This is a genomic window from Pseudomonas sp. 11/12A (assembly GCF_000800055.1).
Taxonomy (GTDB): domain Bacteria; phylum Pseudomonadota; class Gammaproteobacteria; order Pseudomonadales; family Pseudomonadaceae; genus Aquipseudomonas; species Aquipseudomonas mohnii.
Genome location: NZ_JUGV01000001.1, coordinates 4298307 through 4322583 on the forward strand (window position 1 = coordinate 4298307; position 24277 = coordinate 4322583).

Sequence of the window (24277 nt, forward strand, 5' to 3'; positions counted from 1 at the left end):
AGCCCCACCGATCAATCGGCGGGGCTCTTTGCGACAGTCACTGACCAATCAATGCAGGATCTGGCTCAGGAACAGCTTGGTGCGGTCGTTCTGTGGGTTGTCGAAAAAGTCGTTCGGCGCAGCCTGTTCGACGATTTCGCCCTTGTCCATGAAGATCACGCGGTTGGCCACGGTGCGGGCGAAGCCCATTTCGTGGGTTACGCAGAGCATGGTCATGCCGTCTTCGGCCAGGCCGATCATGGTGTCCAGCACCTCTTTCACCATCTCGGGATCGAGTGCCGAAGTCGGTTCGTCGAACAACATGATTTTCGGTTTCATGCACAGCGCACGGGCAATCGCCACACGCTGCTGCTGGCCGCCGGACAGTTGCCCCGGGAATTTATGCGCCTGCTCCGGAATGCGTACGCGCTCCAGGTAGTGCATGGCAATTTCCTCGGCCTTGCGTTTCGGCATCTTGCGCACCCACATCGGTGCCAGGGTGCAGTTTTGCAGGATGGTCAGGTGCGGAAACAGGTTGAAGTGCTGGAACACCATGCCGACTTCACGACGGATCGCTTCGATCTGCTTGAGGTCGTTGGTCAACTCCACGCCATCGACCACGATGCGGCCCTGCTGGTGTTCTTCCAGACGGTTGAGGCAGCGGATGGTGGTGGACTTGCCGGAACCCGACGGACCGCACAGGACAATACGCTCGCCCTGCTTGACGTTGAGGTTGATGTCCTTGAGTACGTGAAACTGGCCGTACCACTTGTTCACGCCCTGCATCTGAATAATGCCTTCAGGGCTCACAGGCTGTTTGATTGCTTCGCTCATAAAAGAACTCCTAACGCTTGTGGCCAGTGTCGAGCTTACGTTCCAAATGCATGGAGTAGCGGGACATACCAAAACAGAAAATCCAGAACACCAGGGCTGCGAACACGTAGCCTTCGGTGGCCATGCCCAGCCATTTCGGGTCGGCGGCGGCTTGTTTGACGCTGTTGAGCAAGTCGAACAGGCCGATGATGATCACCAGGCTGGTGTCCTTGAACAGGGCAATGAACGTGTTGACGATGCCGGGAATCACCAGCTTCAGGGCTTGCGGCAGAATCACCAGGCCCATGCTGCGCCAGTATCCCAGGCCCATCGCCGCGGCGGCTTCGTACTGCCCCTTGGGAATCGCTTGCAGACCACCGCGCACCACTTCAGCCACGTAGGCCGACTGGAACAGGATCACACCGATCAGGGCCCGCAGCAGTTTGTCGAAGTTCATGCCCTCGGGCAGGAACAACGGCAGCATCACCGAGGACATGAACAGCACCGTGATCAACGGCACGCCGCGCCAGAATTCAATGAAGGTCACGCAGACCACACGAATCGCCGGCATGTTCGAACGACGGCCCAGAGCCAGGACAATCCCCAGCGGCAACGCACCGGCAATACCGACAGTGGCGATCACCAGGGTCAGCATCAAGCCGCCCCATTGGCTGGTCGCCACGTTGGTCAGGCCGAAGAGACCACCATGCAACAGGAAGTAGGCAGTGATCGGGTACAGCACCAGGAAGCTCAGGCCATACACTGCTTTACGGTGAAAGCGCGAGATGAACAGCGGTGCCACACCGATGACGGCCAGCCACACCGTCAGGTCCACGCGCCAGCGCAGTTCCGGCGGGTAGTAGCCGTACATGAACTGGCCGAAGCGCTGCTGGATGAACACCCAGCAGGCGCCCTCCTTCGTGCAGTCGGCGCGAGTGGTGCCGACCCAGTTGGCGTCGAGGATCGCCCAATGCAGGATCGGCGGCACCACCAGGTAGATCAGGTAGAACGCAAACAGGGTCAGCAGGGTGTTGAGCCAGCTGGAGAACATGTTCGCGCGCATCCACGCCACCACACCGATGCTGCTGCTCGGAGGTGGCATGTCGGGTTTGAAAGTATGAGTACTCATGCGCTTTTCCTTACCGCTCGATCAGCGCAATGCGCTTGTTGTACCAGTTCATCAGCAGGGAAATGCTGATACTGATCGCCAGGTACACGCTCATGGTGATCGCAATCACTTCGATCGCCTGCCCGGTCTGGTTCAGCACCGTACCGGCAAACAGCGAGACCATTTCCGGGTAACCGATACCGGCCGCCAGCGATGAGTTCTTCGCCAGGTTCAGGTATTGGCTGGTCAACGGCGGAATGATCACGCGCAGGGCTTGCGGGATGATCACCTTGCGCAGGGTCGGGCCGTTGCGCAGGCCGAGCGAATGCGCCGCTTCGGTCTGGCCGTGGCTGACCGACTTGATGCCCGAGCGCACGATCTCGGCGATGAACGCCGCGGTGTACACCGTCAGGGCCAGGGTCAAGGCCAGCAGTTCCGGGATCAGCACCCAGCCACCGACGAAGTTGAAGCCTTGCAGCTTCGGCATTTCCCAATGCAGCGGCGCGCCAAAGATCAGCGCACACAGCGCCGGAATCACCAGTAACAGCGCCAGGCCGGTCCAGAACTTGTGGAATGGCACACCAGTGGCTTCGAAGCGTTTGTTGGCCCAGCGGCACATCAGCACGATGGCGACGATGGCCACCACGACGCTGGCGACAAACGCCCAGAAACCATCGGCCATCAGCGCGGCCGGCATGTTCAGGCCACGGCTGCTGACGAAGAAGGTGTCGCCGAAGTTATGACTGTTACGCGGCCCCGGCATGGTCAGGAACACCGCGAAGTACCAGAACAGGATCTGCAGCAGCGGCGGAATGTTACGGAAGACTTCCACATACACCGTCGCCAGCTTGGCGATGATCCAGTTCTTCGACAACCGCGCCACACCGACGATGAAACCGAGGATCGTCGCCAGGATCACGCCAATGAAGGTCACCAACAGGGTGTTGAGCAGGCCGATGACAAACACCCGGGCGTATGAGTCCGATTCGGTGTAGTCGATCAGGTGTTGAGCGATGCCGAACCCGGCACTGCGCTCCAGAAAGCTGAAGCCCGAGGTAATGCCCCGGTGCTGAAGGTTGGTCTGTGTGTTATCGAACAGATACCAGCCCATCGAGACCACCGCGACAATGGTGATGATCTGGAATAGCCACGCACGCACTTTCGGATCGCTGAGGCTGAGCCTCTGCTTTGGTGCGCCGATTGAATTTTGCATGAAGTGCCCCGCAAATAATGGAACAGAACATCACCCGGTGGTTGGCCCACCGGGTGATAGAACCATCAGCGCACTGGTGGTGCGTATTGAATGCCGCCAGCGTTCCACAAGGCGTTCAGCCCGCGGTCGATTTCCAGCGGAGTGCTCTTGCCGAGGTTTTTCTCGAACACTTCGCCGTAGTTGCCGACTTGCTTGACGATCTGGACGACCCAGTCCTTTTTCACTTTCAGGTCTTTGCCGTATTCACCGTCGGTACCCAGCAGACGGGCAACGTCCGGGTTCTTGGTGGACTTGGCTTCAGCTTCGACGTTCTTCGAAGTGATGCCGGCTTCTTCAGCGTTGAGCATGGCGTAGCCAGTCCAGCGCACGATGGCCAGCCACTCGTCGTCGCCGTTACGCACGACAGGGCCCAATGGCTCCTTGGAGATGGTTTCCGGCAGAACCACGTAGTCCTTCGACGAGGCCAGCTTGCTGCGCTGGGCAAACAGCTGGGACTTGTCGGACGTCAGTACGTCGCAACGACCGGATTCCAGCGACTTGGCGCTTTCGTCGGAGGTGTCGAACGTGATCGGGGTGTACTTCAGGTTGTTGCCACGGAAGTAGTCGGAAACGTTCAGCTCGGTGGTGGTACCTGCCTGGATGCAGATGGTCGCGCCGTCCAGCTCTTTGGCGCTCTTGACGCCCAGCTTGTTGTTAACCAGGAAACCGATGCCGTCGTAGTAAGTGATGAAGCCGGGGAATTTCAGACCCATGCCTGCGTCACGGGAACTGGTCATGGTGGTGTTGCGCGACAGGATGTCGATTTCGCCGGACTGCAGCGCGGTGAAGCGCTCCTTGGCGTTCAACTGACTGAACTTGACCTTGGTCGCGTCGCCGAAGACAGCAGCAGCCACCGCGCGGCAGTAGTCCGCATCGATACCCACGATCTTGCCGGTGGAGTCTGGAACCGAGAAACCAGGCAGGCCATCGCTGACGCCGCACTGTACGAAACCTTTCTTCTGCACTGCATCCAGGGTCGCGCCCGCCTGAGCGAACCCACTGACACCGAGTACTGCGGCTGCAGTCACGACTGCCAGGGTGGATTTCAACATCTTCATTCAAACCTCCAGTTTTGCTCTTGTTGTGTCGGAGCGTGGTCCAATCGCACCCTTTTGAGGCATTGTTGACCCTTGTTGGCTTTTTTTAGGGTCAAGCGACGTAGGACCGTAGCTATGAGTCTAGTAGGAGAAAATCCACATCAGGGACAACTCACTTCTCACCAATCGGCCGAACGGGCTGTAGCCCTTCACGTTCGCGAAGCCCGTAGCGGCCACTGGCGAACATCCATCACCGGATTTTTTTGCTCTCCCACGGTCAGCGGTACACTGATAGTGTTACCGACAGGCGTAGGATCTTTCGTACGAGCATGTGCATAGCAAACCCCGTACCACACCGCTTGCAAAATCGTTTCAGGCGCAGGTCAAGAGCAAAACTTGTAACCTTGCGACATCTACTTAACTGATCAACCGGACGCGCACTCAGACCTCGCACTTAATGAGCGCGCATGCACAACATTGGAGCAGCCATGACCGAGCCCTTGATTCTAGAACCCGTCAAGCCCGCAGACGCCTGCGTCATCTGGCTGCACGGCCTTGGCGCCGATCGCTACGACTTCCTGCCGGTCGCCGAAGCGCTGCAAGAAACCTTGCTGACCACCCGCTTCGTACTCCCCCAGGCGCCCACCTGTGCTGTCACTATCAATGGTGGTTACAAGATGCCGAGCTGGTACGACATATTGGCCATGAGTCCGGCGCGCGCGATCAACCGTGAACAACTGGAGGAGTCGGCACAACGGGTCATCCAGCTGATCGATGTGCAACGAGCAGCCGGAATAGACGCCTCGCGGATTTTTCTGGCCGGTTTTTCCCAGGGCGGTGCCGTGGTACTGCACACCGCGTTCCTGAAATGGCAGGGAGCATTGGGCGGCGTACTTGCCCTCTCGACCTATGCACCGACGTTCAGCGACGCCCTGGAACTGTCCGCCAGCCAGCAGCGCATTCCGGTGCTGTCGCTGCACGGTCAGTACGACGATGTCGTGCAAAACTCGATGGGCCGGACCGCCTACGAGCATCTGAAACAGCGTGGTGTCACCGTGACATGGCAGGAATACCCAATGGGTCACGAAGTGTTACCCGAGGAAATTCGCGACATAGGCGCCTGGCTCGCCGAGCGCTTGCGTTAAACCGAATGTTTAAAAACACCCTTTGATCCATCCCACTACGCCGCGCCCGATTCTTGCATTACACTGGCCGGCGTACATTCCTTAACCAATTGATGAGATGACCGTGCTCAAAGCACTCAAGAAAATGTTCGGTAAAAGCGAGACTGAGCAACTCGCGCCAGTCCCCAGCGCTCCGTCTCAAACGCCCAGCCACCGCGCCGACGGTCATCCGTCTGGTCGGGCCGCTACCGTAGCGGCACCGAAACACGAGCCCAAGCCCGCTCCGGCCGTCGAACCTGCGGCGCCAATCACGTCCGAACAACCTCGCAACGAAACACCGAAACCCGCCAAACCACGCCGCGAACCGAAGCCAAAGGCCCCGGTGATCCCGTGGAAACTCGAAGATTTCGTCGTCGAGCCGCAGGAAGGCAAAACCCGCTTCCACGATTTCAAACTTGCCCCGGAACTGATGCACGCCATCCAGGACCTGGGCTTCCCGTATTGCACGCCAATCCAGGCACAGGTGCTGGGCTTCACCCTCGCGGGCAAAGACGCCATCGGCCGCGCCCAGACCGGCACCGGCAAAACCGCTGCGTTCCTGATCTCGATCATCACCCAGCTGCTGCAAACCCCGCCGCCGAAAGAGCGCTACATGGGTGAGCCACGGGCACTGATCATCGCGCCGACCCGCGAGCTGGTGGTGCAGATCGCCAAGGACGCCGCCGACCTGACCAAATACACCGGCCTCAACGTCATGACCTTCGTCGGAGGCATGGACTTCGACAAGCAGCTCAAGCACCTCGAGGCCCGTCACTGCGACATCCTCGTCGCCACGCCGGGCCGCCTGCTGGACTTCAACCAGCGCGGCGACGTGCACCTGGACATGGTCGAAGTCATGGTGCTGGACGAAGCCGACCGCATGCTCGACATGGGTTTCATCCCGCAAGTGCGCCAGATCATTCGCCAGACCCCGCCCAAGAGCGAGCGTCAGACGTTGCTGTTCTCCGCGACCTTCACCGAAGACGTGATGAACCTCGCCAAGCAGTGGACCACCGACCCGGCCATTGTCGAAATCGAAATCACCAACGTCGCCAACGAAAACGTCGAGCAGCACATCTACGCGGTCGCCGCTGCCGACAAGTACAAACTGCTCTACAACCTGGTCAACGATAACGGCTGGGAGCGGGTGATCGTGTTCGCCAACCGCAAGGATGAAGTGCGGCGCATCGAAGAACGCCTGGTGCGTGATGGCATCAATGCGGCGCAGCTGTCCGGCGACGTGCCGCAGCTCAAGCGCATCAAGACCCTGGAAGGTTTCCGCGAAGGCAAGATCCGTGTCTTGGTCGCCACGGACGTGGCCGGGCGCGGCATCCACATTGACGGCATCAGCCACGTGATCAACTTCACCCTGCCGGAAGTCCCGGACGACTACGTGCACCGCATCGGGCGTACCGGTCGTGCTGGTGCCGACGGCGTCTCCATCAGTTTTGCCGGTGAAGACGACTCCTACCAGCTACCGTCCATCGAAGAGAAGCTGGGTCGCAAGATCAGCTGTGAAACGCCACCGACGCACCTGCTGCGTGCGGTTGAGCGCAAGCGTCCGTAACGGACGACGCGTAGAAAGAGGCGCAGCCGGAAACGGACTGCGCCTTTTTTTCGCCCGGCTTTTTTCAACAGGTGCTTGCTCACGATATTTAAATGTCCATAATGGACAAATTAGTTTATCCCGATACCCGGAGCCACCATGACCAACAGCCCCCATGTGATCACCCAACCGCAGGCCCGTGAGTGGCTGGCCCAGGTCGACGTACCGCAGATCATGCGCAACCTGTTCCGCGACCTCGCCACCGGCCAGGCGGTGCAACCGGCGCAGCAACTGGTGGAGTTTCCCCATGGCGCCGGCGACTTCATCAACTATCTGGGTGTGCTGGCCAAAGAAGGCGTTTACGGGGTCAAGACGTCGCCGTACATCGTGCGCGAACAAGGTCCGCTGGTGACCGCCTGGACCTTGCTGATGTCGATGCAGACCGGTCAGCCGCTGTTGTTGTGCGATGCGGGCGAACTGACCACGGCGCGCACCGCCGCGACGACCGCCGTGGCGGTCGATGCACTTGCACCACTCAAAGCGACTCGCCTGGCAATCATCGGCAGCGGCAAGGTCGCCCAGGCGCATTTGCGCTACGTGAAGAGCCTGCGCGACTGGCAGAGCATCAGCCTGTACTCGCCAAACCTGAGCGACGACGTTGAAACCGTGGCCCTGCTGAAAAGCATCGAGCCACGCCTGACCATCGTTGACAACCGCGAAGCCGCTATTGTCGACGCGGAGGTGATCATGCTCTGCACCTCATCCGCCGGCCCGGTGATCGACCCGTCCAGCCTGCGCAAACCGGCGTTGATCACCTCCATCAGCACCAACGCCCCACGCGCCCACGAAGTGCCGCCGCAAAGCCTCAATGACATGCAGGTATTCTGTGACTATCGTCTGACCACCCCCGGCTCGGCCGGTGAGATGCTGATTGCCGGCGAACAACATGGCTGGAATAACGATGCGATTGTCGGCGACCTGGCGGATCTGCTGAGCGAGAAGGTGCAGCGCCCTGACTACCATCGCCATGTGTTCTTCCGCTCGATCGGCCTGGGCCTGGAAGACATCGCGCTGGCCAATGCCATCTACCGCCTACAACCCTAACACCCCACCCTGTGGGAGCTGGCTTGCCAGCGATGCAGACGCCACGGTCCATCAATACACCGCGGCGATGCGATCGCCAGCAAGCCGGCTCCTACAGGGATGACCGATAACAGGAGACGTTCATGAGCCACGCAGATTTCATCATCATCGGCGGCGGGATTGCCGGCGCTTCCACCGGTTTCTGGCTGTCGCAGCACGGGCGCGTGGTCGTGCTCGAACGCGAATCCCATCCGGCCTATCACTCCACCGGTCGCTCGGCGGCGCTGTACAGCGCCGCTTATGGCACACCGCAGGTTCGCGCGTTGACCCAGGCCAGCCGCGCGTTTTTCGACACGCCACCGACCGGCTTCTGCGAGCACCCGCTGCTCACCCCGCGCGGCGAAATGACCGTGGACTTCACCGGTGACCCGGTCGAACTGAACAATCAATACCTGAGCGCCAAGGCCACGGTGCCCGAGATGCAATTGCTCAGCGCGGAAGAGGCCTGCGCCCGGCTGCCGATCCTGCGCCAGGAAAAAGTCCACGGTGCGATCTACGACCCGACCGCCAGCGACATCGACACCGACGCGCTGCACCAGGGCTATCTGCGCGGCATCCGCCGCCACAGCGGCGAAGTCCATACAGACTGCGAAGTACTGGGCCTGAGCCGAGATGCCGAAGGCGTGTGGCAGGTGCAGACCCACGCCGGCACCTTCAGCGCGCCGGTCATCATCAACGCCGCTGGCGCCTGGGCCGACAAGATCGGTGAACTGGCCGGCGCCAAACCCCTGGGCCTGCAACCCAAGCGGCGTGCGGCCTTCATTTTCGCCGGCCCCGAGGGCGTGGACATTCATCACTGGCCCATGCTGGTCAGCCTCGACGAATCCTTCTACATGAAACCCGATGCCGGGATGTTCCTCGGCTCACCGGCCAACGCCGATCCGGTAGAACCGCACGATGTGCAGCCTGAAGAGCTGGACATCGCCATGGGTATTTATCAGATCGAAGAAGCCACGACCCTGACCATCCGCCGTCCGACCCGCACCTGGGCCGGCCTGCGCAGCTTCGTCAGTGACGGCGACCTGTTGTCCGGTTTCGACCCTCAGGTGCCAGGCCTGTTCTGGGTGGCGGCACAAGGCGGCTATGGCATCCAGACCTCGCCCGCCATGGGCCAGGCCAGCGCCGCCCTGGTGCGCGGTGAGGCCCTGCCCGAGCCACTCACGCGCTTCGGCCTGAACGCCGCCATGCTCTCCCCTGCCCGCCTGGGCTGATCCTCACCCTCAGGTGACGCGCCGACACGATTGCGGCACACTTTCAGAGCCCCGTTTTTCGGGGCGCTGAAGCTGCCCGGAGCCCCATGTGATGAACGCCCCCGAAAAAGACCCGGCCCTGAACGACGCCGCCCTGGATAACTTCCGGGCGATTGCCGACGCCATCGCCACGTTGTTCTTTCCCCACGCCGAAGTGGTGCTGCACGACTTGCGCACGCAGAAGGTCGACTACATCGCCAACAACCTGTCGAAAAGGGAGATAGGCGACGACTCGGCGCTCGAAGACATGCTCAGCGACGATGTCAGCGAACGAAATATCGGACCGTATGAAAAGCTCAACTGGGATGGTCAGAAAATTCGCAGTTTGAGCACCGTCCTGCGCGACCGCGACGGACATCCTATGGCGGTGCTGTGCATCAATCTGAATATTTCGCTGTTTGAAAACGCCAAGGCGGCGCTGGACCTGTTTCTGTCGCCGAACAAACTGATTCCGCAACCGGACTCACTGTTTCGCGATGACTGGCAGGAGCGCATCAACACCTTCCTGCACAATTGGCTGCGCGAGCGGCAACTGAGCCTGAACCTGCTGACCCGCGACCACAAACGCGAGCTGGTGCTGGCACTGCACGCCGAAGGGGCGTTCAAAGGCAAAAGCGCTTCGAACTATGTGGCCAATGTGCTGAACATGGGACGGGCGACGGTGTACAAGCATTTGAAGGAATTGAAAGCCTAGCGGCTGTGTTGATTGGTCTGGCCCCATCGCCAGCAGGCTGGCTCCTACAGGGGATTTGCGGCGTACACAAAACCTGTGGGAGCTAGCCTGCTGGCGATGGCGGTAGATCAGTCGCCGTAAATGTCGGACTTGAAGTACTTATCGGAAATCTTCTGGTATTCGCCATTGGCGCGAATGCCGTCGATGGCGGTGTTCAGTTCGCTGACCAACTCGGCATTACCCTTGCGCACGGCAATCCCGGCGCCCTCGCCGACGTATTTAGGGTCCTTCAACTCAGGTCCGACAAATGCGTAGCCCTTACCGCGCGGCATCGACAGGAAGTCATTGAGCGGAATGGTGTCGGCAAAAATGGCGTCGAGGCGACCGGCCGCCAGGTCCATGTAGATTTCTTCGTTGTTGCCGTAACGCTTGACGGTGATGCCTTTGGGCTCGAACACCTCGGTGGCATAACGGTCCGTGGTGGTGGCACGCTGCACGCCGACCGTCTTGCCTTTGAGGCTGGCGTACTGGTCATCCACCACCGCGCCTTCCTTCATCACCAGGCGCGATGAAGTGAAGTAGTACTTGTGGGTGAAATCCACCGACTTCTTGCGGTCGTCGTTGATGGTCATGGACGACAGCGCCATGTCGATCTTCTTCACTTTCAGGGAAGGAATCAGACCATCGAACTCACCTTCAACCCACACACACTTGACCTTCATCTGGGCGCACAGAGCATTCCCGATGTCGTAGTCGAAACCGACGATTTCGCCTTGATCGGTTTTGGAAGCGAACGGCGGGTAAGCGGCCTCGATACCGATGCGCAAGGTTTTCTCGGCGGCAAACACGCTACTGCACGCCAACAGGCTCAGGGCCAGACCGGTGATGAGGGGAAACTTCTTCATGTTCGTTCTCTCGCGGGTTGTTGTTGGTTTGGCAAGACAGAAGAAAGAGCTGAAACGGGGAATGCCTTTTTTGTACTTATAATTCCATACTGGACTTTTACGTATTATCCGTCAATCAGACAAATGCAGCCCGTATCGGCCGGTGGTCGGGAGGGGAGTCAGTAAACGTGTTGGTGGTGCGGATGACTTCATCGCGAGCAGGCTCGCCCCCACAGTGGGTCTGTGTTTGCAGTTGCAATGTCGGAGCGAGCCTGCTCGCGATGGCTTACTTGGAAACGCCGCAGAACTTACTGCTTCCAGCGATCCGCTGCCGCATGATCGCTGTCGCGCCCTTCGACCCAACGCGGGCCGTCGCTGGTGTTTTCTTTCTTCCAGAACGGTGCGCGGGTTTTCAGGTAGTCCATGACAAAGGCACAGGCGTCGAACGCGGCCTGACGGTGCGCACTGGCGGCGCCGACAAAAACGATGGGCTCGCCCGGCTCCAGCGCGCCAATGCGATGCAGCACGTCCAGCTTGAGCAGCGGCCAGCGCTGCTCGGCCTCGCTGGCAATCTTGGCGAGGGCTTTTTCGGTCATGCCCGGATAGTGCTCGAGGAACATTCCGGCCACGTCGAGCCCGTCATTGAAGTCGCGCACGTAGCCGACAAAACTCACCACCGCGCCGACGCCGACATTGGCATCGTGCATGGCGTTGACTTCGGCTCCCGGATCGAACGCCGTGGACTGCACGCGAATCGCCATGGATCAGCCCCCGGTCACGGTCGGAAAAAACGCCACTTCGTCGCCCTCGCTCACCGGCTCGTCGAGCTGGCAGAGGTCTTCGTTGCGCGCGCACATCAGGTTCTGCTCGCTCAGCACCTCGGCGCCGTCGCGCTGCGCCAGCCATGCCCGCACGTCGTCGACAGTGGCGAAATCACCCTTAACCTGTACCGAGTCCACGCCAATCGCTTCGCGATAACGGGCAAAAAATTTCACCGTGATGTTCATGGCTGATCCGCCTGGAAATGCCCGCTCTTGCCGCCGACTTTTTCCAGCAGACGCACGCTTTCGATGGTCATGCCGCGATCGACGGCCTTGCACATGTCGTAGATGGTCAGCGCTGCCACACTGGCGGCGGTCAGGGCTTCCATCTCGACACCGGTCTGCCCGGACAGTTTGCAACGCGCCACGATACGCACACTGTCCTCGCCCTCGGCACTGAGCTCGACTTTCACGCCAGTCAGCATCAGCGGGTGGCACAGAGGAATCAGGTCGCTGGTTTTCTTCGCTGCTTGAATGCCGGCAATGCGCGCCACAGCGAAGACATCACCCTTGGGGTGACCGCCGCTGACGATCATCTGCAGGGTTTCGGGCAGCATGCGCACCAGCGCTTGGGCCGTCGCCTCACGGAACGTCACGGCTTTTTCGGTGACGTCGACCATGTTGGCGCGACCTTGGGAATCGAGATGAGTCAGCACGAGGCCTCCTTGAGGCAGCTGCAAGCGGCAAGCTACAAGCGGCAAGTGAAAAGCGCAGTCCGGTTGTAGGTTCGGGAAGGGAGTATTTAAGCAGCGGAACGCCGCAAGCTACAAGCGGCAAGTGAAGTTCACTTGGTTCGCTTGAAACTTGCGGCTTGCAGCTTAAAGCTTGCAGCTAGAGGTGAGACTCTGCGTATTCAGCCAGGATCGAACGTGGCACTCCTTGCAGGGTGATGTGCACCCCGTTCGGGAAGTCCTTGAAGCGTTCCGTCAGGTAGGTCAGCCCGGAGCTGGTCGCGGACAGGTAGGGGGTGTCGATCTGCGCCAGGTTACCCAGGCACACCACTTTGGAACCGGCGCCGGCACGGGTGATGATGGTTTTCATCTGGTGCGGCGTGAGGTTCTGGCACTCGTCGATCAGGATCAGACTCTGCTGGAAGCTGCGGCCCCGGATGTAGTTGAGGGATTTGAACTGCAACGGCACTTTGCTGAGGATGTAATCGACGCTGCCATGGGTGCTTTCGTCATCCATGTGCAAGGCTTCGAGGTTGTCGGTGATGGCGCCCAGCCATGGCTCCATTTTTTCCGCTTCGGTACCGGGCAGGAAGCCGATCTCCTGGTCCAGGCCCTGCACGCTACGAGTGGCAATGATCCGCCGGTAGCGCTTGCTGACCATGGTCTGCTCGATCGCCGCCGCCAGTGCCAGGATGGTTTTACCGGAGCCGGCCGCACCGGACAGGTTGACCAGGTGGATGTCCGGATCCAGCAAGGCGTAGAGCGCCAGGCTCTGATAGATGTCCCGTGGCTTCAGGCCCCAGGCTTCCTGGTGCAGCAGGGGTTCCTGGTGCAGGTCCAGAATCAGTAGCTTGTCTTCTTCGATCTCCTTGATCCAGCCGACAAAGCCCTGCTCATCGATGATGAACTCGTTGATGTGCACGGCCGGCAAGTTGTCGATCAGTTGCACCTGATGCCAGGTGCGGCCATGGTCCTGACGGGTTTCGACCTTGCTCACACGGTCCCAGAAGGAACCGGTCATGTTGTGATAACCATTGGGCAGCAGCGATACGTCGTCAACCAGTTGGTCGGTGCTGTAGTCCTCGGCCGCGATCCCGCACGCGCGGGCCTTGAGGCGCATGTTGATGTCTTTGGTGACCAGCACCACGGGCAGTTTCGGATCGCGCGCGTGCAGGTCGATCAGTTGGTTGATGATTTTGTTGTCGTTCAGATGCTCGGGCAGAATCAGGTTCGGCTCGGCACGCTTGCTCATCAGAATTGACAGCAAGCCCTTCGGCCCGCTCTTGCCCCGCTGGATTGGCACACCCTGTTCAACGTCCTCGGGGGAGGCATCGCCCAGGGTCTTGTCGATCAGGCGAATGGCCTGGCGGCATTCGGCCGCGACGCTGTGATGCCCGCTCTTGAGCTTGTCGAGCTCTTCCAGCACGGTCATCGGGATGGCGACGTGGTGTTCTTCGAAATTGAGGAGCGCGTTTGGATCGTGAATCAATACATTGGTATCGAGTACATAAAGGATTGGCTGGTTGGAAGAAGAGCTACGTCCGTGATCATCCATACTCGGTCACCTTTGTGGGAGCCAGTCGACGCAATACCTTGGCGGTGCCGCGCCTCGAAGTGGCCGCCGAATCTCACCTGCGGAGATCCAAGTGACTGCAAACAAACGGGTCTTGGAAGACGCCACCTGTGTTGCAGGTTTCGGCGGTCTGTCTTCGTAATACTCCAAAACACATGACAGAAAAAAGCACTTTGACGTTTTTTTGAAGTTTATTTTTCAGAATGACCAATAGCACTTGGCGGACTGCCATCACCCCGTTAAAGTCGGAAGTCCGCCTGCATCGAAATCCTTCCCAAAATCGCCCTTCGCCCAATGTTTACGGGCTTTCGCCCTTCCCGGCGAAACGCGCTCCGGCTTTTCACTGGAACCCGTTCTGGCAGTCTTCCCAACCGATCCCGCTTTGCGCCGTTTGCGTAATCAGCCAGGGCATCGCCGTTTTCACCCCATCCTGTTTCACATTGAAATTGATCACGCCATGACGCCACAGCAGCATCAGGGTCAGCACCCGTTGCGCGCTCTGGCTGGCCTTGAGCTTGCCGGCGCCGTCCTGGGCATCGATGTCCCATAACGCCACCCGCAACCCCTGAGACTTGAAGAAACCTTGCGCGTCGGAACGGCGCTGGCCATCGGGCGGGCGAAACAGCGGCACGTAATTCTCCGGCAGTTTGCTTTTGACCAGCTCGGCGCTGCGCCGCACCGAATCCTGCCAGTCCTGCCAATGGCTGTGGGAGCGGAACTCCCAACCCTGTACGCCGACACACTGCATCGAGTAGGTCGATTGCAGGCTCGCCACCGAACGCTCGGCCAGACGCGTCTGGATATCCTTGCCAAGGACGAAGAACGTGCCGCTCATGTTCGACTTGCGCAGGTACTCGGTGACCCAGTCCGTGTTGTCCGGCATGGCATTGGCGGCACTGTCGAAGGTGAGCAGAAACAGCCGGTCGTGCATCTCGTCGCCATTGCGCTCAAAGTCGCCGAAACGATCGACTTCGCTACTGGTTTGCGGAAACAGCGCGGCCTTGCGCAATTGCTCGTCCAGGTACTGGGAATGAAACAGGCGACTCGGTTCGGCCCACTTGATGTAGTAGCTGTCCTCGCTGATCTGGAACTTGGCGGCTTGCTCGCGCAGGGTGGGCATGTCCTCGACCAGGAAACAGAAAGACGCATCCTGGTCGCAGCTCTGCTGGGCGAAGTTGTAGCTGCTCAACAGACGCAGCCATAGGCGCTGGCGAACATGATTGATCGACGCCAGGTTGACCGTGCGCAAGCCCAGGCGCTGCGCCAGTGCAGGTTCGTCCAGGGCTTCGCTGGCCAGTAGCACCCGGCCAAACATCAGGATTTCCGCGCGTGACGCGACGTCGAACAGCGTCGGGTTGCCGAGTTGTTCAGGCCAGATGCTGCGATCAAGGGTCGCCACATCACCCGGCGCCGCCATGGCCCCGAAGCTCAAGAGCCAGGCCGAAAAAAGAAAAACGATGCGCAATGGGATGTCTCCATAACAAAACCCGCGCGGCACTATAGCCGATCCAGTCACAACTCCCGCAGCAGGCTCGCACACAGGGCCTTGTGCAACGCCACCGATCATCACCTATGGCCTTGATAGCTGGAGTCAACCAGGACAACCCCCTAGAATCGCCCCCACGATTAAAGGAGACGACTTCATGCTGATGGTGATTTCACCCGCCAAGACCCTCGATTACGAAACACCGCCGGCGACCCAGCGCTTTACCCAGCCGCAATACCTGGACCATTCCCAGGAACTGATCCTGCAATTGCGCGAACTGACACCGGCGCAGATCAGCGAGTTGATGCATGTCTCCGACAAGATCGGCGGGCTCAACGCCGCGCGTTTCGGCAGCTGGACGCCCGCGTTCACCCCTGAAAACGCCAAACAGGCCTTGCTGGCGTTCAAGGGCGACGTTTATACCGGCCTCAATGCACAAACCTTCAGCGAAGCCGATTTCGATTACGCCCAGCAACACTTGCGCATGCTTTCCGGCCTGTATGGCTTGCTGCGCCCGCTGGACCTGATGCAACCGTACCGCCTGGAAATGGGTACCAAGCTGGCCAATGCCCGTGGCAAGGATCTGTATGCGTTCTGGGGCACGCGGATCAGCGAATGGTTGAACGAAGCCCTGGCCGACCAGGGTGATGACGTGCTGCTGAACCTGGCCTCCAACGAGTACTTCTCGGCGGTCAAGCGCAACGCCCTGAAGGCGCGCATTATCAACACCGAGTTCAAGGACCTGAAGAACGGTCAGTACAAAATCATCAGCTTCTATGCGAAAAAGGCCCGCGGCATGATGAGTCGCTTCGTGATCGAAGAACGCATCAACGACCCGGCCGCCCTCAAACAGTTCGACGTGCAGGGCTATCGCTACAGCGCCGAGCAGTCTAAACCGGACAATCTGGTGTTCCTGCGCGATCACGCTCCAGACTGAAACGCCGGGGTGGCGCATGACGCTCAGATCCGTCATGCGCCCCCATTGAGCCCCCACAATTCTCCCGCCACATTCGCCATTTTCATGGCGCCAAAAATACATCACGCCGATTTATAACTTTAGTTTCACTCGACTTTGATGATTTTTTTCAGTAGTGGCACTGAAATTTTTTATCGGTAGTGGCAAAAAACTATCCCCCCCAATAAATCGCCTATATATAAAGGGCCAAACGGCAAGTGCTATCAATATGAAAGCAGTGCCATCTTTCTCAATATTTCAAGAAATTTCAGAATTCATGATCAGCGGGTCGGAACTATGTCCGAATGCACCGCTCATACCACCGGTAACGATTCTCACAATGCTTGTACGAGATAACTTACGCAGAACAGAGATCCATGTAGCAAAGTTGCCACATCAACTTGTGCTGAATAATCCCTGATTTGGGCAATACACAACGGACAGGAGATAACGTTTTATGACTATCCCCTACAAGGCCATGGCAGCGCCCCTATAAGCGTGCTCAATGGAGCACCCAAGCGCTTGATTTACGGGCTCATGGCCTGGTATCGAGCGCGCAAGACGATTGCACGGACATCCTCTGAATAGTGGATTGGCTGCATAACAGGGCACGTCATAACAATAAGGCCCGATTGCGCACATCTTGAGTGCACTTATTTAGACACTCGTCATTCATATGCCAGAACACGGCATTGTTGCGCCTGTAAGCCGCACTTGCGAATGCACTATGACCGCTGAAACACCCTTAACTCCAGCCATCTAATGGCTTGATGAATACAGGCTTGATAATAGAGAGGTAATTGCGATGCGCATCAGCATATTTGGTTTGGGTTATGTCGGCGCAGTCTGTGCCGGATGCCTGTCTGCACGGGGCCATGACGTTGTCGGCGTCGATGTTGCCAAGGACAAGATCGATATGATCAATGCCGGTAAATCGCCGATCGTTGAACCGGGCCTGGGCGAACTTCTGGCGCAAGGTATCCAGACGGGTCGTCTGCGTGGCACGACCAACTTCGCCGAGGCGATTCGTGACACCGACCTGTCGATGATCTGCGTCGGCACGCCGAGCAAGAAGAACGGCGATCTGGAACTGAACTACATCGAAGCGGTGTGCCGCGAAATCGGTTTTGTCCTGCGCGACAAGAGCACCCGCCACACCATCGTGGTCCGCAGCACCGTGCTGCCAGGCACCGTGGCCAACGTGGTCATCCCGATTCTCGAAGATTGCTCCGGCAAGAAGGCCGGTGTCGATTTCGGTGTCGCCGTTAACCCTGAGTTCCTGCGCGAAAGCACCGCCATCGCCGACTACGACCAGCCGCCAATGACCGTCATCGGCGAATTCGACAAGGCCTCGGGCGACGTTCTGCAATCGCTGTACGAAGAGCTCGACGCGCCGATCATCCGCAAGGACATCGCCGTCGCCGAGATGATCAAGTACACCTGCAACGTCTGGCACGCCACCAAGGTGACCTTCGCCAACGAGATCGGCAACATCGCCAAGGCCGTCGGCGTCGACGGCCGCGAAGTGATGGACGTGGTCTGCCAGGACAAGACCCTGAACCTGTCCCAGTACTACATGCGCCCGGGCTTTGCGTTCGGCGGCTCCTGCCTGCCCAAGGACGTTCGCGCCCTGACCTACCGCGCCAGCTCGCTGGATGTGGAAGCGCCGCTGCTCAACTCGTTGATGCGCAGTAACGAGTCCCAGGTGCAAAACGCCTTCGACATCGTTGAAAGCCACGACAAACGCAAAGTCGCCCTGCTGGGACTGAGCTTCAAGGCCGGTACCGACGACCTGCGCGAGAGTCCGCTGGTGGACCTGGCGGAAATGCTGATCGGCAAAGGTTTCGACCTGAAGATCTACGACAGCAACGTCGAATACGCCCGTGTCCATGGCGCGAACAAGGACTACATCGAGTCGAAGATCCCTCACGTCTCGTCCTTGCTCAACGCCGACTTCGACGACGTGATCAACAACTCCGACGTGATCATCCTCGGCAACCGCGACGAGAAATTCCGCGCCCTGGTGCAGAACGTTCCTCACGGCAAGCAGGTGATCGACCTGGTCGGCTTCATGTCCAAGGCCACCAGCGTCAGCGGCCGCACCGAAGGGATCTGCTGGTAAAGCAGCAATAAGCGACAAGCTTCTAGCGGCAAGTTAAGCGCTCCTCACTTGCTGCTTGAGGCTTGAAGCTTTCAACTGACTTTAGGATTCCGATTATGCACAGGCTAAAGCACGGCCTACTCCAGGCCGCCGGTTGGCTGTTTTATCTGAGTTTATTGATGGGCATCGCCATGGCGTTGCCTGTGTCCACGTTCGACTCCGAGTCGAAGGACTTCATTTTCCTGATCGGTATCGTCGGCATCTGGCGCTACTCGATGGGGGCCACGCACTTTCTGCGCGGCATGCTGTTTCTGTACGTGGTCTACCCGCACCTGCGGCGCAAAGTGCGCAAGCTGGGTAAAGCGGCAGACCCGTCCCATGTATTTCTGATGGTCACCAGTTTCCGCATCGACGCCCTGACCACCGCGCAGGTCTACAGCTCGGTGATTCGTGAAGCCATCGACTGCGGCCTGCCGACCACCGTGGTCTGCTCCATCGTGGAAATGTCCGATGAGCTGCTGGTGAAAAGCCTGTGGAACCGGATGAATCCACCGGCCCGGGTCAAGCTCGATTTCGTGCGCATTCCCGGCACCGGCAAGCGTGACGGCCTGGCCTACGGCTTCCGCGCCATCTCCCGTCACCTTCCGGATGACCGCGCCGTGGTCGCCGTGATCGATGGCGACACCGTGCTCGCCGAGGGCGTGGTGCTCAAGACCGTGCCGTGGTTCCAGCTGTTCGGCAACGTTGGCGGCCTGACCACCAATGAGTTCTGCGAAGTGCGCGGCGGCTACATCATGAGCGAATGGCACAAGCTGCGTTTCGCCCAGCGCCACATCAACATGTGCTCGATGGCCCTGTCCAAGCGCGTGCTGACCATGACCGGCCGCATGTCGGTGTTCCGCGCCAGCGTCGTGACCAACCCGGACTTCATCGCCGACGTGGAAAGCGACTCGCTGCAACACTGGCGCCTGGGTCGTTTCAAGTTCCTCACCGGGGACGACAAGTCGAGCTGGTTCAGCCTGATGCGCCTGGGCTACGACACCTTCTACGTGCCGGACGCCGCGATCCACACCGTGGAGCACCCGCCCGAGAAGAGCTTCATCAAGGCCAGCCGCAAGCTGATGTTCCGCTGGTACGGCAACAACCTGCGGCAGAACTCGCGTGCCCTGGGCCTGGGGGTCAAGCGCCTCGGTCTCTTCACGTCGGTGGTGCTGTTCGATCAGCGCGTGTCGATGTGGACCTCCCTGCTGGGCTTGACCGTGGCGATCATCGCCAGCTTCAAGTACGGCACCGCGTTCATCCTGGTTTACCTGCTGTGGATCGGTATCACCCGCCTGATCCTGACCCTGTTGCTGTCCTGCTCCGGTCACCGGATCGGCCCGGCGTACCCGGCGATTCTCTATTACAACCAGATCGTCGGCGCGCTGGTGAAGATCTACGTGTTCTTCCGCCTCGACCAACAGTCCTGGACTCGCCAGCCCACTTCTCTGACCCGTGATCTCGCCAGCTTTCAACGTTGGTTCAACACCTGGTCGTCTCGGACCATGACCTTCTCCGCCGGCAGCATTTTCGTCGCCGTGCTGCTGATGATGGTCTGACCGCCCCCTTATTGAATTAACCAGGAAACCGCCCCTATGAATACCGCCGTCAACGCCAACGTAGTGCATGAATCCGAAGCCCAGCGCCAACACGCCCGAGTGAAAATCCCGGCCAAGCTGCGCTTCTTCGGGCCCGACCGCACGCCGGTCGAAGCACGCGTGCTCGACCTCTCCGCCGGTGGCCTGGCCTTCAATGCCGGCCAGTTGCCGCTGAAGATCGGCGACGTGTACAAGGCGCGCCTGCAATTCGTGATCGACAACCTCGGCCTGGCCATGGACGTCGAGTTGCAGGTTCGCTCCTTCGATCGCCAGAGCGGTCGCGCCGGTTGCCAGTTCCAGAACCTGGAACAACAAGACATCTCGACCCTGCGTCACCTGATCACCTCGCACCTGGCCGGCGACATCGTCAGCATCGGCGAAGTGCTGGCGACGCTGCAGCGTGACAACTTCACCAAGGCCCGCAAAGTCAAGGACGGCGGCCATGGCATGACCGCGTTCGGACGCATGAAAGCCGTGACCTTCAGCCTGGGGATTTTCGTCGTCGGCCTGGCTGCGTTCGGCTTCATCTTCAAGTCGGTGTACGGCATGTATTTCGTCAGCCACGCCCAGGCCGGCCTGGTCAGCGTGCCGGGCGTGAGCATCACCATGCCCCGCGACGGCACCGTGCAGAGCCTGTTGAAACCCGATGGCGTGGCCGCCAAAGGCGCGCCGCTGGCGACCTTCAGCACCAGCATGCTCGACGTGCTCAAGGGTCATCTGGAAGACGATCAACTGACACCGGCCAAGGTCGAAGAGCTGTTCGGCAAGCAAATGACCGGCACCCTCACTTCGCCGTGCGATTGCACCGTGGCCCAGCAAATGGTCGCCAACGGTCAGTACGCCAGCAAAGGCGATGTGATCTTCCAACTGGTGCCGCGCAACAGCGAAGCCAACGTTGAAGCGCGCTTCTCCTATCGCCAGTTCAGCGACGTGCTGCCAGGCACTGCGGTGCGCTTCCAGATCGCCGGCGAAGACAAATCCCGCACAGGCAAGATCGTCAGCAGCACCAGCCTGAAAAGCGCCGACCTGTCGTCCGACATTCGCGTCCTGATCCAGCCGGACGAAGCCCTGGACACCACCCTCGCCGGCCGCCCGGTGGAAGTGAGCAGCGACCGTGGCCCGAACCTGAACTGGCTGATCGACAAAGCCATGGCCGCTGGTCTTTAAGCCGAGGACATGCCTGTGACCATTATCAGTCTCCTGAAAACACCACGAAGCCTGTGGGAGCTGGCTTGCCAGCGATGGGATCAACCCGGTTTTCCTGAAACACCGAGTCGGTCGAGCGCGACCCCGGCTGATCGCTGGCAAGCCAGCTCCCACACGGGATTGATGGTGTGCTCGCTGGCACTGGCCGTCAGCCTCGCCGGTTGCGCCGGCCTGCCCGACCAGCGCCTGGCCAACGAAGCGCTCAAGCGTGGCGATACCGCCACCGCGGCGGCGAACTACCAGCAACTGGCCGACCTGGGCTACAGCGAGGCTCAAGTCGGCCTGGCTGACATTCAGGTCGACAGCCGTGACCCGGCGCAGATGAAACAGGCCGAAGCGACCTACCGCGCGGCGGCCAGCGTTTCGCCGCGAGCGCAAGCACGCCTGGGCCGTTTGCTGGTGGCCAAGCCAGGGTCCACCGAAGCCGAGCAACACGAAGCCGAAGGCCTGTTGAAAAAAGCCGCCGCCAATGGCGAAGGCAATACCCTGATCCCGTTGGCCATGCTGTACCTGCAATACCCGCACAGCTTCCCGAACATCAATGCCCAGCAGCAGATCAGCCAATGGCGCGCCGAAGGCAAACCGGAAGCGGGTCTGGCGCAGGTGCTGCTCTATCGCACACAGGGCACTTACGACCAGCACCTGGACGAAGTGGCAACGATCTGCAAAGCCGCGTTGAACACCACCGACATCTGCTACGTCGAGCTGGCCACGGTCTATCAGAAACAGGCCAAGCCCGAGCAACAGGCCGAACTGATCAAGCAGCTGCAAGCCGCTCACGCTCGCGGCACGGTTTCCGCGCAACGGGTCGACAGCGTTGCCCGTGTGCTGGCGGATTCGACCCTCGGCACGCCCGATGAAAAAACCGCGCAGTCGCTGCTCGAGCCCATCGCTCCGGGTTACCCGGCATCGTGGGTCACCCTGGCGCAACTGCTCTACGACTTCCCGGAACTGGGCGACGTCGACCAGATGATGAAGTACCTGGACAACGGCCGCGCCGCCGACCAGCCGCGCGCCGAACTGTTGCTGGGCAAGCTCTACTACGAAGGCAAGATGGTTCCGGTCGACGCCAAGGTCGCCGAAGAACACTTCCAGAAAGCCGTCGGCCGCGAAGTCGCCGCCGATTATTACCTCGGCCAGATCTATCGCCGTGGCTACCTGGGCAAGGTCTATCCGCAAAAGGCCCTCGACCATCTGCTGACCGCGGCCCGCAACGGCCAGAACAGCGCCGACTTCGCCATCGCCCAATTGTTTTCCCAGGGCAAGGGCACCAAGCCTGACCCGCTCAATGCCTATGTCTTCAGCCAATTGGCCAAGGTCCAGAACACCCCGCAAGCCACCGAGCTTGCGCAAACACTCGAAGCCCAACTGCCGCCTGCGCAGATCAAAGAGGCCCAGCGTCTGTTGAAACAGGAACAGGCGACTCGCGGTGCCTTGAGCCAGAACACGCTGCAACTGCACGCCCTGCAAGAAGACGGCGAGGAATCCCTATGAAGTTGAATCCATTCGTCAAGGCCGGTATTGGCCTGACATTCGCGTTGATCTGGTCCTGCCCGACACTGGCGGCGATCACCGAAACCAAGAACTTCGGCCTCGACGTGAAAATCACCGGCCAGTCCGAAGACGACCGTGACCTCGGCACCCAGCCCGGCGGCGACGTCAACGGTGTCGGTCTCGACCTGCGTCCATGGGTCTATGGCGAAAGCGGCGCCTGGAGCGCCTACGCCATGGGTCAGGCCGTGACGTCCACCGACATCATCGAAACCGACACCCTGCAACAGTCCGAAGGCACCGAAAACACGAGCAACAATGATCGCGTGACCAAGAAAAACTACCTGGCGATGCGCGAGTTCTGGGTCGGCTACAGCGGCTTCACGCCCTACCCCGGCGAGATCCTGAAAGTCGGGCGCCAGCGCCTGCACAATGACGACGGACAGTGGCGCGACACCAACATCGAAGCCGTGAACTGGACCTTCGACACCACCCTGCTGCGCGCCAACGCCGGTGTCGCCGAACGCTTCAGCGAGTACCGCACCGACTTGAAAGAGCTGGCGCCCAAGGACAAGGATCGCCTGCACGCTTACGCCGAGGCCGAGTACCAGTGGACACCGGGTCAATGGGTCGGCATTCGCGGTCATCACACCCACGACGACGGCAAGCTCGACTATGCGCAACCGGGTGTTCCCAGCGATTCGCTGGACAAAAAACAGAACGGCGACATCAGCTGGATCGGCCTGCAGGCCAACAGCGACGCTTACAACTGGCGCAACACCAACACGGTCAATTACTGGGGCAGCGTCACCGGCATGAGCGGCGACCGCGATACGGTCAACCCGCTGAACGCCGATGGCACCGCGCCCGCGCAAGCCAAGCAAAGCGGCGATGTCAGCGGCTGGGCCACCGATCTGGGTGTGCGTCTGCGCCTCGATCCGCAATGGCAAGTCGGTGCGGCCTATGCCCGGGCCAGCGCCGATTACGAACAGAACGGCCTGGAAAGCAACCGCTCGAACTACACCGGCACACGCTCGCGGGTCCACCGTTTCGGCGAGGCCTTCCGTGGCGAAATGAACAACCTGCAAACCGCCACACTGTTCGGTTCGTGGATGCTCAACGACGAGTACGACGCCAGCCTGATCTACCACAAGTTCTGGCGTGTCGACGGCAACAAGCCGGTCGGCAGCAACGGCATTGATGCGGTGCAGGACAACACCGACGACGTCACCGGCGCCGTGCTCTCCACCACCTCCCTGCCGCTGAACGATGGCGAGAAAGACATGGGTCAGGAAATGGACCTGGTGGTCACCAAGTACTTCAAGCAAGGCCTGTTACCAGCAGCGCTGAGCCAGAAGATCGACGAGCCATCGGCCCTGGTGCGTTTCCGTGGCGGCGTGTTCAAGCCCGGCGATGCCTACGGCAGCCAGGTGGACTCCTACATGCACCGCGCGTTCATCGACGTGATCTGGCGCTTCTGATGCACAC

General features: G+C 59.9%; 21 protein-coding genes. 11 read left to right on the forward strand and 10 right to left on the reverse strand.

Features of this window, described 5'->3' with window-relative positions; genetic code table 11:
* Positions 1–48: 48 nt before the first annotated feature.
* The 4 genes from GQ39_RS19755 to GQ39_RS19770 form a co-directional block, all read right to left on the reverse strand.
* Complete coding sequence (locus GQ39_RS19755; protein WP_003171943.1) at positions 49–813, reverse strand: amino acid ABC transporter ATP-binding protein; 765 nt, start codon at positions 811–813, stop codon at positions 49–51.
* Between the two features lie 10 nt (positions 814–823).
* A complete protein-coding gene (locus tag GQ39_RS19760) occupies positions 824–1921 on the reverse strand; it encodes an amino acid ABC transporter permease (protein ID WP_047532831.1) in 1098 nt (365 codons plus the stop codon).
* A gap of 10 nt (positions 1922–1931) precedes the next feature.
* Positions 1932–3113, reverse strand: coding sequence for an amino acid ABC transporter permease (locus GQ39_RS19765; RefSeq protein ID WP_047532833.1), 1182 nt, complete (start codon positions 3111–3113; stop codon positions 1932–1934).
* A 65-nt stretch (positions 3114–3178) separates the two neighbouring features.
* On the reverse strand, positions 3179–4210 hold the full coding sequence (locus GQ39_RS19770; protein ID WP_047532836.1) for an amino acid ABC transporter substrate-binding protein: 1032 nt from the start codon (positions 4208–4210) through the stop codon (positions 3179–3181).
* 467 nt (positions 4211–4677) lie between these two features.
* Between GQ39_RS19770 and GQ39_RS19775 the strand changes: the two genes are divergently transcribed.
* The 5 genes from GQ39_RS19775 to GQ39_RS19795 all read left to right on the forward strand — a co-directional run bounded on the left by GQ39_RS19775 (position 4678) and on the right by GQ39_RS19795 (position 9985).
* Positions 4678–5334 carry an alpha/beta hydrolase gene (locus GQ39_RS19775; protein ID WP_047539056.1) on the forward strand — a complete coding sequence of 219 codons (657 nt, stop codon included), beginning with the start codon at positions 4678–4680 and terminating at the stop codon, positions 5332–5334.
* A gap of 97 nt (positions 5335–5431) precedes the next feature.
* Complete coding sequence (rhlB, locus tag GQ39_RS19780; RefSeq protein ID WP_047532839.1) at positions 5432–6919, forward strand: ATP-dependent RNA helicase RhlB; 1488 nt, start codon at positions 5432–5434, stop codon at positions 6917–6919.
* 138 nt (positions 6920–7057) lie between these two features.
* Complete coding sequence (locus GQ39_RS19785) at positions 7058–8002, forward strand: ornithine cyclodeaminase family protein (RefSeq protein ID WP_047532842.1); 945 nt, start codon at positions 7058–7060, stop codon at positions 8000–8002.
* A gap of 122 nt (positions 8003–8124) precedes the next feature.
* Complete coding sequence (locus tag GQ39_RS19790; protein ID WP_047532845.1) at positions 8125–9252, forward strand: NAD(P)/FAD-dependent oxidoreductase; 1128 nt, start codon at positions 8125–8127, stop codon at positions 9250–9252.
* Between the two features lie 91 nt (positions 9253–9343).
* Positions 9344–9985 carry a helix-turn-helix transcriptional regulator gene (locus GQ39_RS19795; protein ID WP_047532847.1) on the forward strand — a complete coding sequence of 214 codons (642 nt, stop codon included), beginning with the start codon at positions 9344–9346 and terminating at the stop codon, positions 9983–9985.
* Between the two features lie 107 nt (positions 9986–10092).
* Here GQ39_RS19795 and GQ39_RS19800 read toward each other — a convergent pair whose 3' ends face one another.
* The 6 genes from GQ39_RS19800 to GQ39_RS19825 form a co-directional block, all read right to left on the reverse strand.
* Positions 10093–10869, reverse strand: a complete 777-nt coding sequence (locus GQ39_RS19800; protein WP_047532850.1) for an ABC transporter substrate-binding protein — start codon at positions 10867–10869, stop codon at positions 10093–10095.
* Between the two features lie 287 nt (positions 10870–11156).
* The gene (moaE, locus tag GQ39_RS19805) at positions 11157–11609 is read right to left on the reverse strand and encodes a molybdopterin synthase catalytic subunit MoaE (protein ID WP_047532856.1); all 453 of its coding nucleotides are present in this window, start codon (positions 11607–11609) and stop codon (positions 11157–11159) included.
* A gap of 3 nt (positions 11610–11612) precedes the next feature.
* Positions 11613–11855, reverse strand: coding sequence for a molybdopterin converting factor subunit 1 (moaD, locus tag GQ39_RS19810; RefSeq protein WP_047532859.1), 243 nt, complete (start codon positions 11853–11855; stop codon positions 11613–11615).
* A complete protein-coding gene (gene moaC, locus GQ39_RS19815) occupies positions 11852–12325 on the reverse strand; it encodes a cyclic pyranopterin monophosphate synthase MoaC (protein WP_046820460.1) in 474 nt (157 codons plus the stop codon). Before moaC ends, moaD begins: the two co-directional genes overlap by 4 nt.
* 175 nt (positions 12326–12500) lie before the next feature.
* Positions 12501–13895 carry a PhoH family protein gene (locus GQ39_RS19820; protein ID WP_047532864.1) on the reverse strand — a complete coding sequence of 465 codons (1395 nt, stop codon included), beginning with the start codon at positions 13893–13895 and terminating at the stop codon, positions 12501–12503.
* A 358-nt stretch (positions 13896–14253) separates the two neighbouring features.
* Complete coding sequence (locus tag GQ39_RS19825; protein WP_047532867.1) at positions 14254–15378, reverse strand: polysaccharide deacetylase family protein; 1125 nt, start codon at positions 15376–15378, stop codon at positions 14254–14256.
* Between the two features lie 178 nt (positions 15379–15556).
* On the opposite strand from GQ39_RS19825, the gene yaaA reads away from it, so the two are divergent.
* From yaaA to GQ39_RS19855, 6 genes are all read left to right on the forward strand, one after another.
* Positions 15557–16336 carry a peroxide stress protein YaaA gene (yaaA, locus tag GQ39_RS19830; protein WP_047532869.1) on the forward strand — a complete coding sequence of 260 codons (780 nt, stop codon included), beginning with the start codon at positions 15557–15559 and terminating at the stop codon, positions 16334–16336.
* Between the two features lie 823 nt (positions 16337–17159).
* On the forward strand, positions 17160–18476 hold the full coding sequence (locus GQ39_RS19835; protein ID WP_047532871.1) for a nucleotide sugar dehydrogenase: 1317 nt from the start codon (positions 17160–17162) through the stop codon (positions 18474–18476).
* A 95-nt stretch (positions 18477–18571) separates the two neighbouring features.
* Positions 18572–20053, forward strand: a complete 1482-nt coding sequence (alg8, locus tag GQ39_RS19840; RefSeq protein WP_047532874.1) for a mannuronan synthase — start codon at positions 18572–18574, stop codon at positions 20051–20053.
* A 36-nt stretch (positions 20054–20089) separates the two neighbouring features.
* A complete protein-coding gene (locus tag GQ39_RS19845; protein WP_047532876.1) occupies positions 20090–21259 on the forward strand; it encodes an alginate biosynthesis protein Alg44 in 1170 nt (389 codons plus the stop codon).
* 9 nt (positions 21260–21268) lie between these two features.
* Positions 21269–22792, forward strand: coding sequence for an alginate biosynthesis TPR repeat lipoprotein AlgK (algK, locus tag GQ39_RS19850; RefSeq protein WP_177329332.1), 1524 nt, complete (start codon positions 21269–21271; stop codon positions 22790–22792).
* Positions 22789–24270 carry an alginate export family protein gene (locus GQ39_RS19855; RefSeq protein ID WP_047532880.1) on the forward strand — a complete coding sequence of 494 codons (1482 nt, stop codon included), beginning with the start codon at positions 22789–22791 and terminating at the stop codon, positions 24268–24270. Before algK ends, GQ39_RS19855 begins: the two co-directional genes overlap by 4 nt.
* The last annotated feature ends 7 nt before the right edge of the window (positions 24271–24277 follow it).

Excerpts from the sequence above, each read along its gene's own strand:
- GQ39_RS19755 (WP_003171943.1), bottom strand. The coding sequence starts at position 813 with ATGAGCGAAGCAATCAAACAGCCTGTGAGCCCTGAAGGCATTATTCAG.
- GQ39_RS19760 (WP_047532831.1), bottom strand. The coding sequence starts at position 1,921 with ATGAGTACTCATACTTTCAAACCCGACATGCCACCTCCGAGCAGCAGC.
- GQ39_RS19765 (WP_047532833.1), bottom strand. The coding sequence starts at position 3,113 with ATGCAAAATTCAATCGGCGCACCAAAGCAGAGGCTCAGCCTCAGCGAT.
- GQ39_RS19770 (WP_047532836.1), bottom strand. The coding sequence starts at position 4,210 with ATGAAGATGTTGAAATCCACCCTGGCAGTCGTGACTGCAGCCGCAGTA.
- GQ39_RS19775 (WP_047539056.1), top strand. The coding sequence starts at position 4,678 with ATGACCGAGCCCTTGATTCTAGAACCCGTCAAGCCCGCAGACGCCTGC.
- rhlB (WP_047532839.1), top strand. The coding sequence starts at position 5,432 with ATGACCGTGCTCAAAGCACTCAAGAAAATGTTCGGTAAAAGCGAGACT.
- GQ39_RS19785 (WP_047532842.1), top strand. The coding sequence starts at position 7,058 with ATGACCAACAGCCCCCATGTGATCACCCAACCGCAGGCCCGTGAGTGG.
- GQ39_RS19790 (WP_047532845.1), top strand. The coding sequence starts at position 8,125 with ATGAGCCACGCAGATTTCATCATCATCGGCGGCGGGATTGCCGGCGCT.
- GQ39_RS19795 (WP_047532847.1), top strand. The coding sequence starts at position 9,344 with ATGAACGCCCCCGAAAAAGACCCGGCCCTGAACGACGCCGCCCTGGAT.
- GQ39_RS19800 (WP_047532850.1), bottom strand. The coding sequence starts at position 10,869 with ATGAAGAAGTTTCCCCTCATCACCGGTCTGGCCCTGAGCCTGTTGGCG.
- moaE (WP_047532856.1), bottom strand. The coding sequence starts at position 11,609 with ATGGCGATTCGCGTGCAGTCCACGGCGTTCGATCCGGGAGCCGAAGTC.
- moaD (WP_047532859.1), bottom strand. The coding sequence starts at position 11,855 with ATGAACATCACGGTGAAATTTTTTGCCCGTTATCGCGAAGCGATTGGC.
- GQ39_RS19820 (WP_047532864.1), bottom strand. The coding sequence starts at position 13,895 with ATGGATGATCACGGACGTAGCTCTTCTTCCAACCAGCCAATCCTTTAT.
- yaaA (WP_047532869.1), top strand. The coding sequence starts at position 15,557 with ATGCTGATGGTGATTTCACCCGCCAAGACCCTCGATTACGAAACACCG.
- GQ39_RS19835 (WP_047532871.1), top strand. The coding sequence starts at position 17,160 with ATGCGCATCAGCATATTTGGTTTGGGTTATGTCGGCGCAGTCTGTGCC.
- alg8 (WP_047532874.1), top strand. The coding sequence starts at position 18,572 with ATGCACAGGCTAAAGCACGGCCTACTCCAGGCCGCCGGTTGGCTGTTT.
- GQ39_RS19845 (WP_047532876.1), top strand. The coding sequence starts at position 20,090 with ATGAATACCGCCGTCAACGCCAACGTAGTGCATGAATCCGAAGCCCAG.
- algK (WP_177329332.1), top strand. The coding sequence starts at position 21,269 with ATGCCTGTGACCATTATCAGTCTCCTGAAAACACCACGAAGCCTGTGG.
- GQ39_RS19855 (WP_047532880.1), top strand. The coding sequence starts at position 22,789 with ATGAAGTTGAATCCATTCGTCAAGGCCGGTATTGGCCTGACATTCGCG.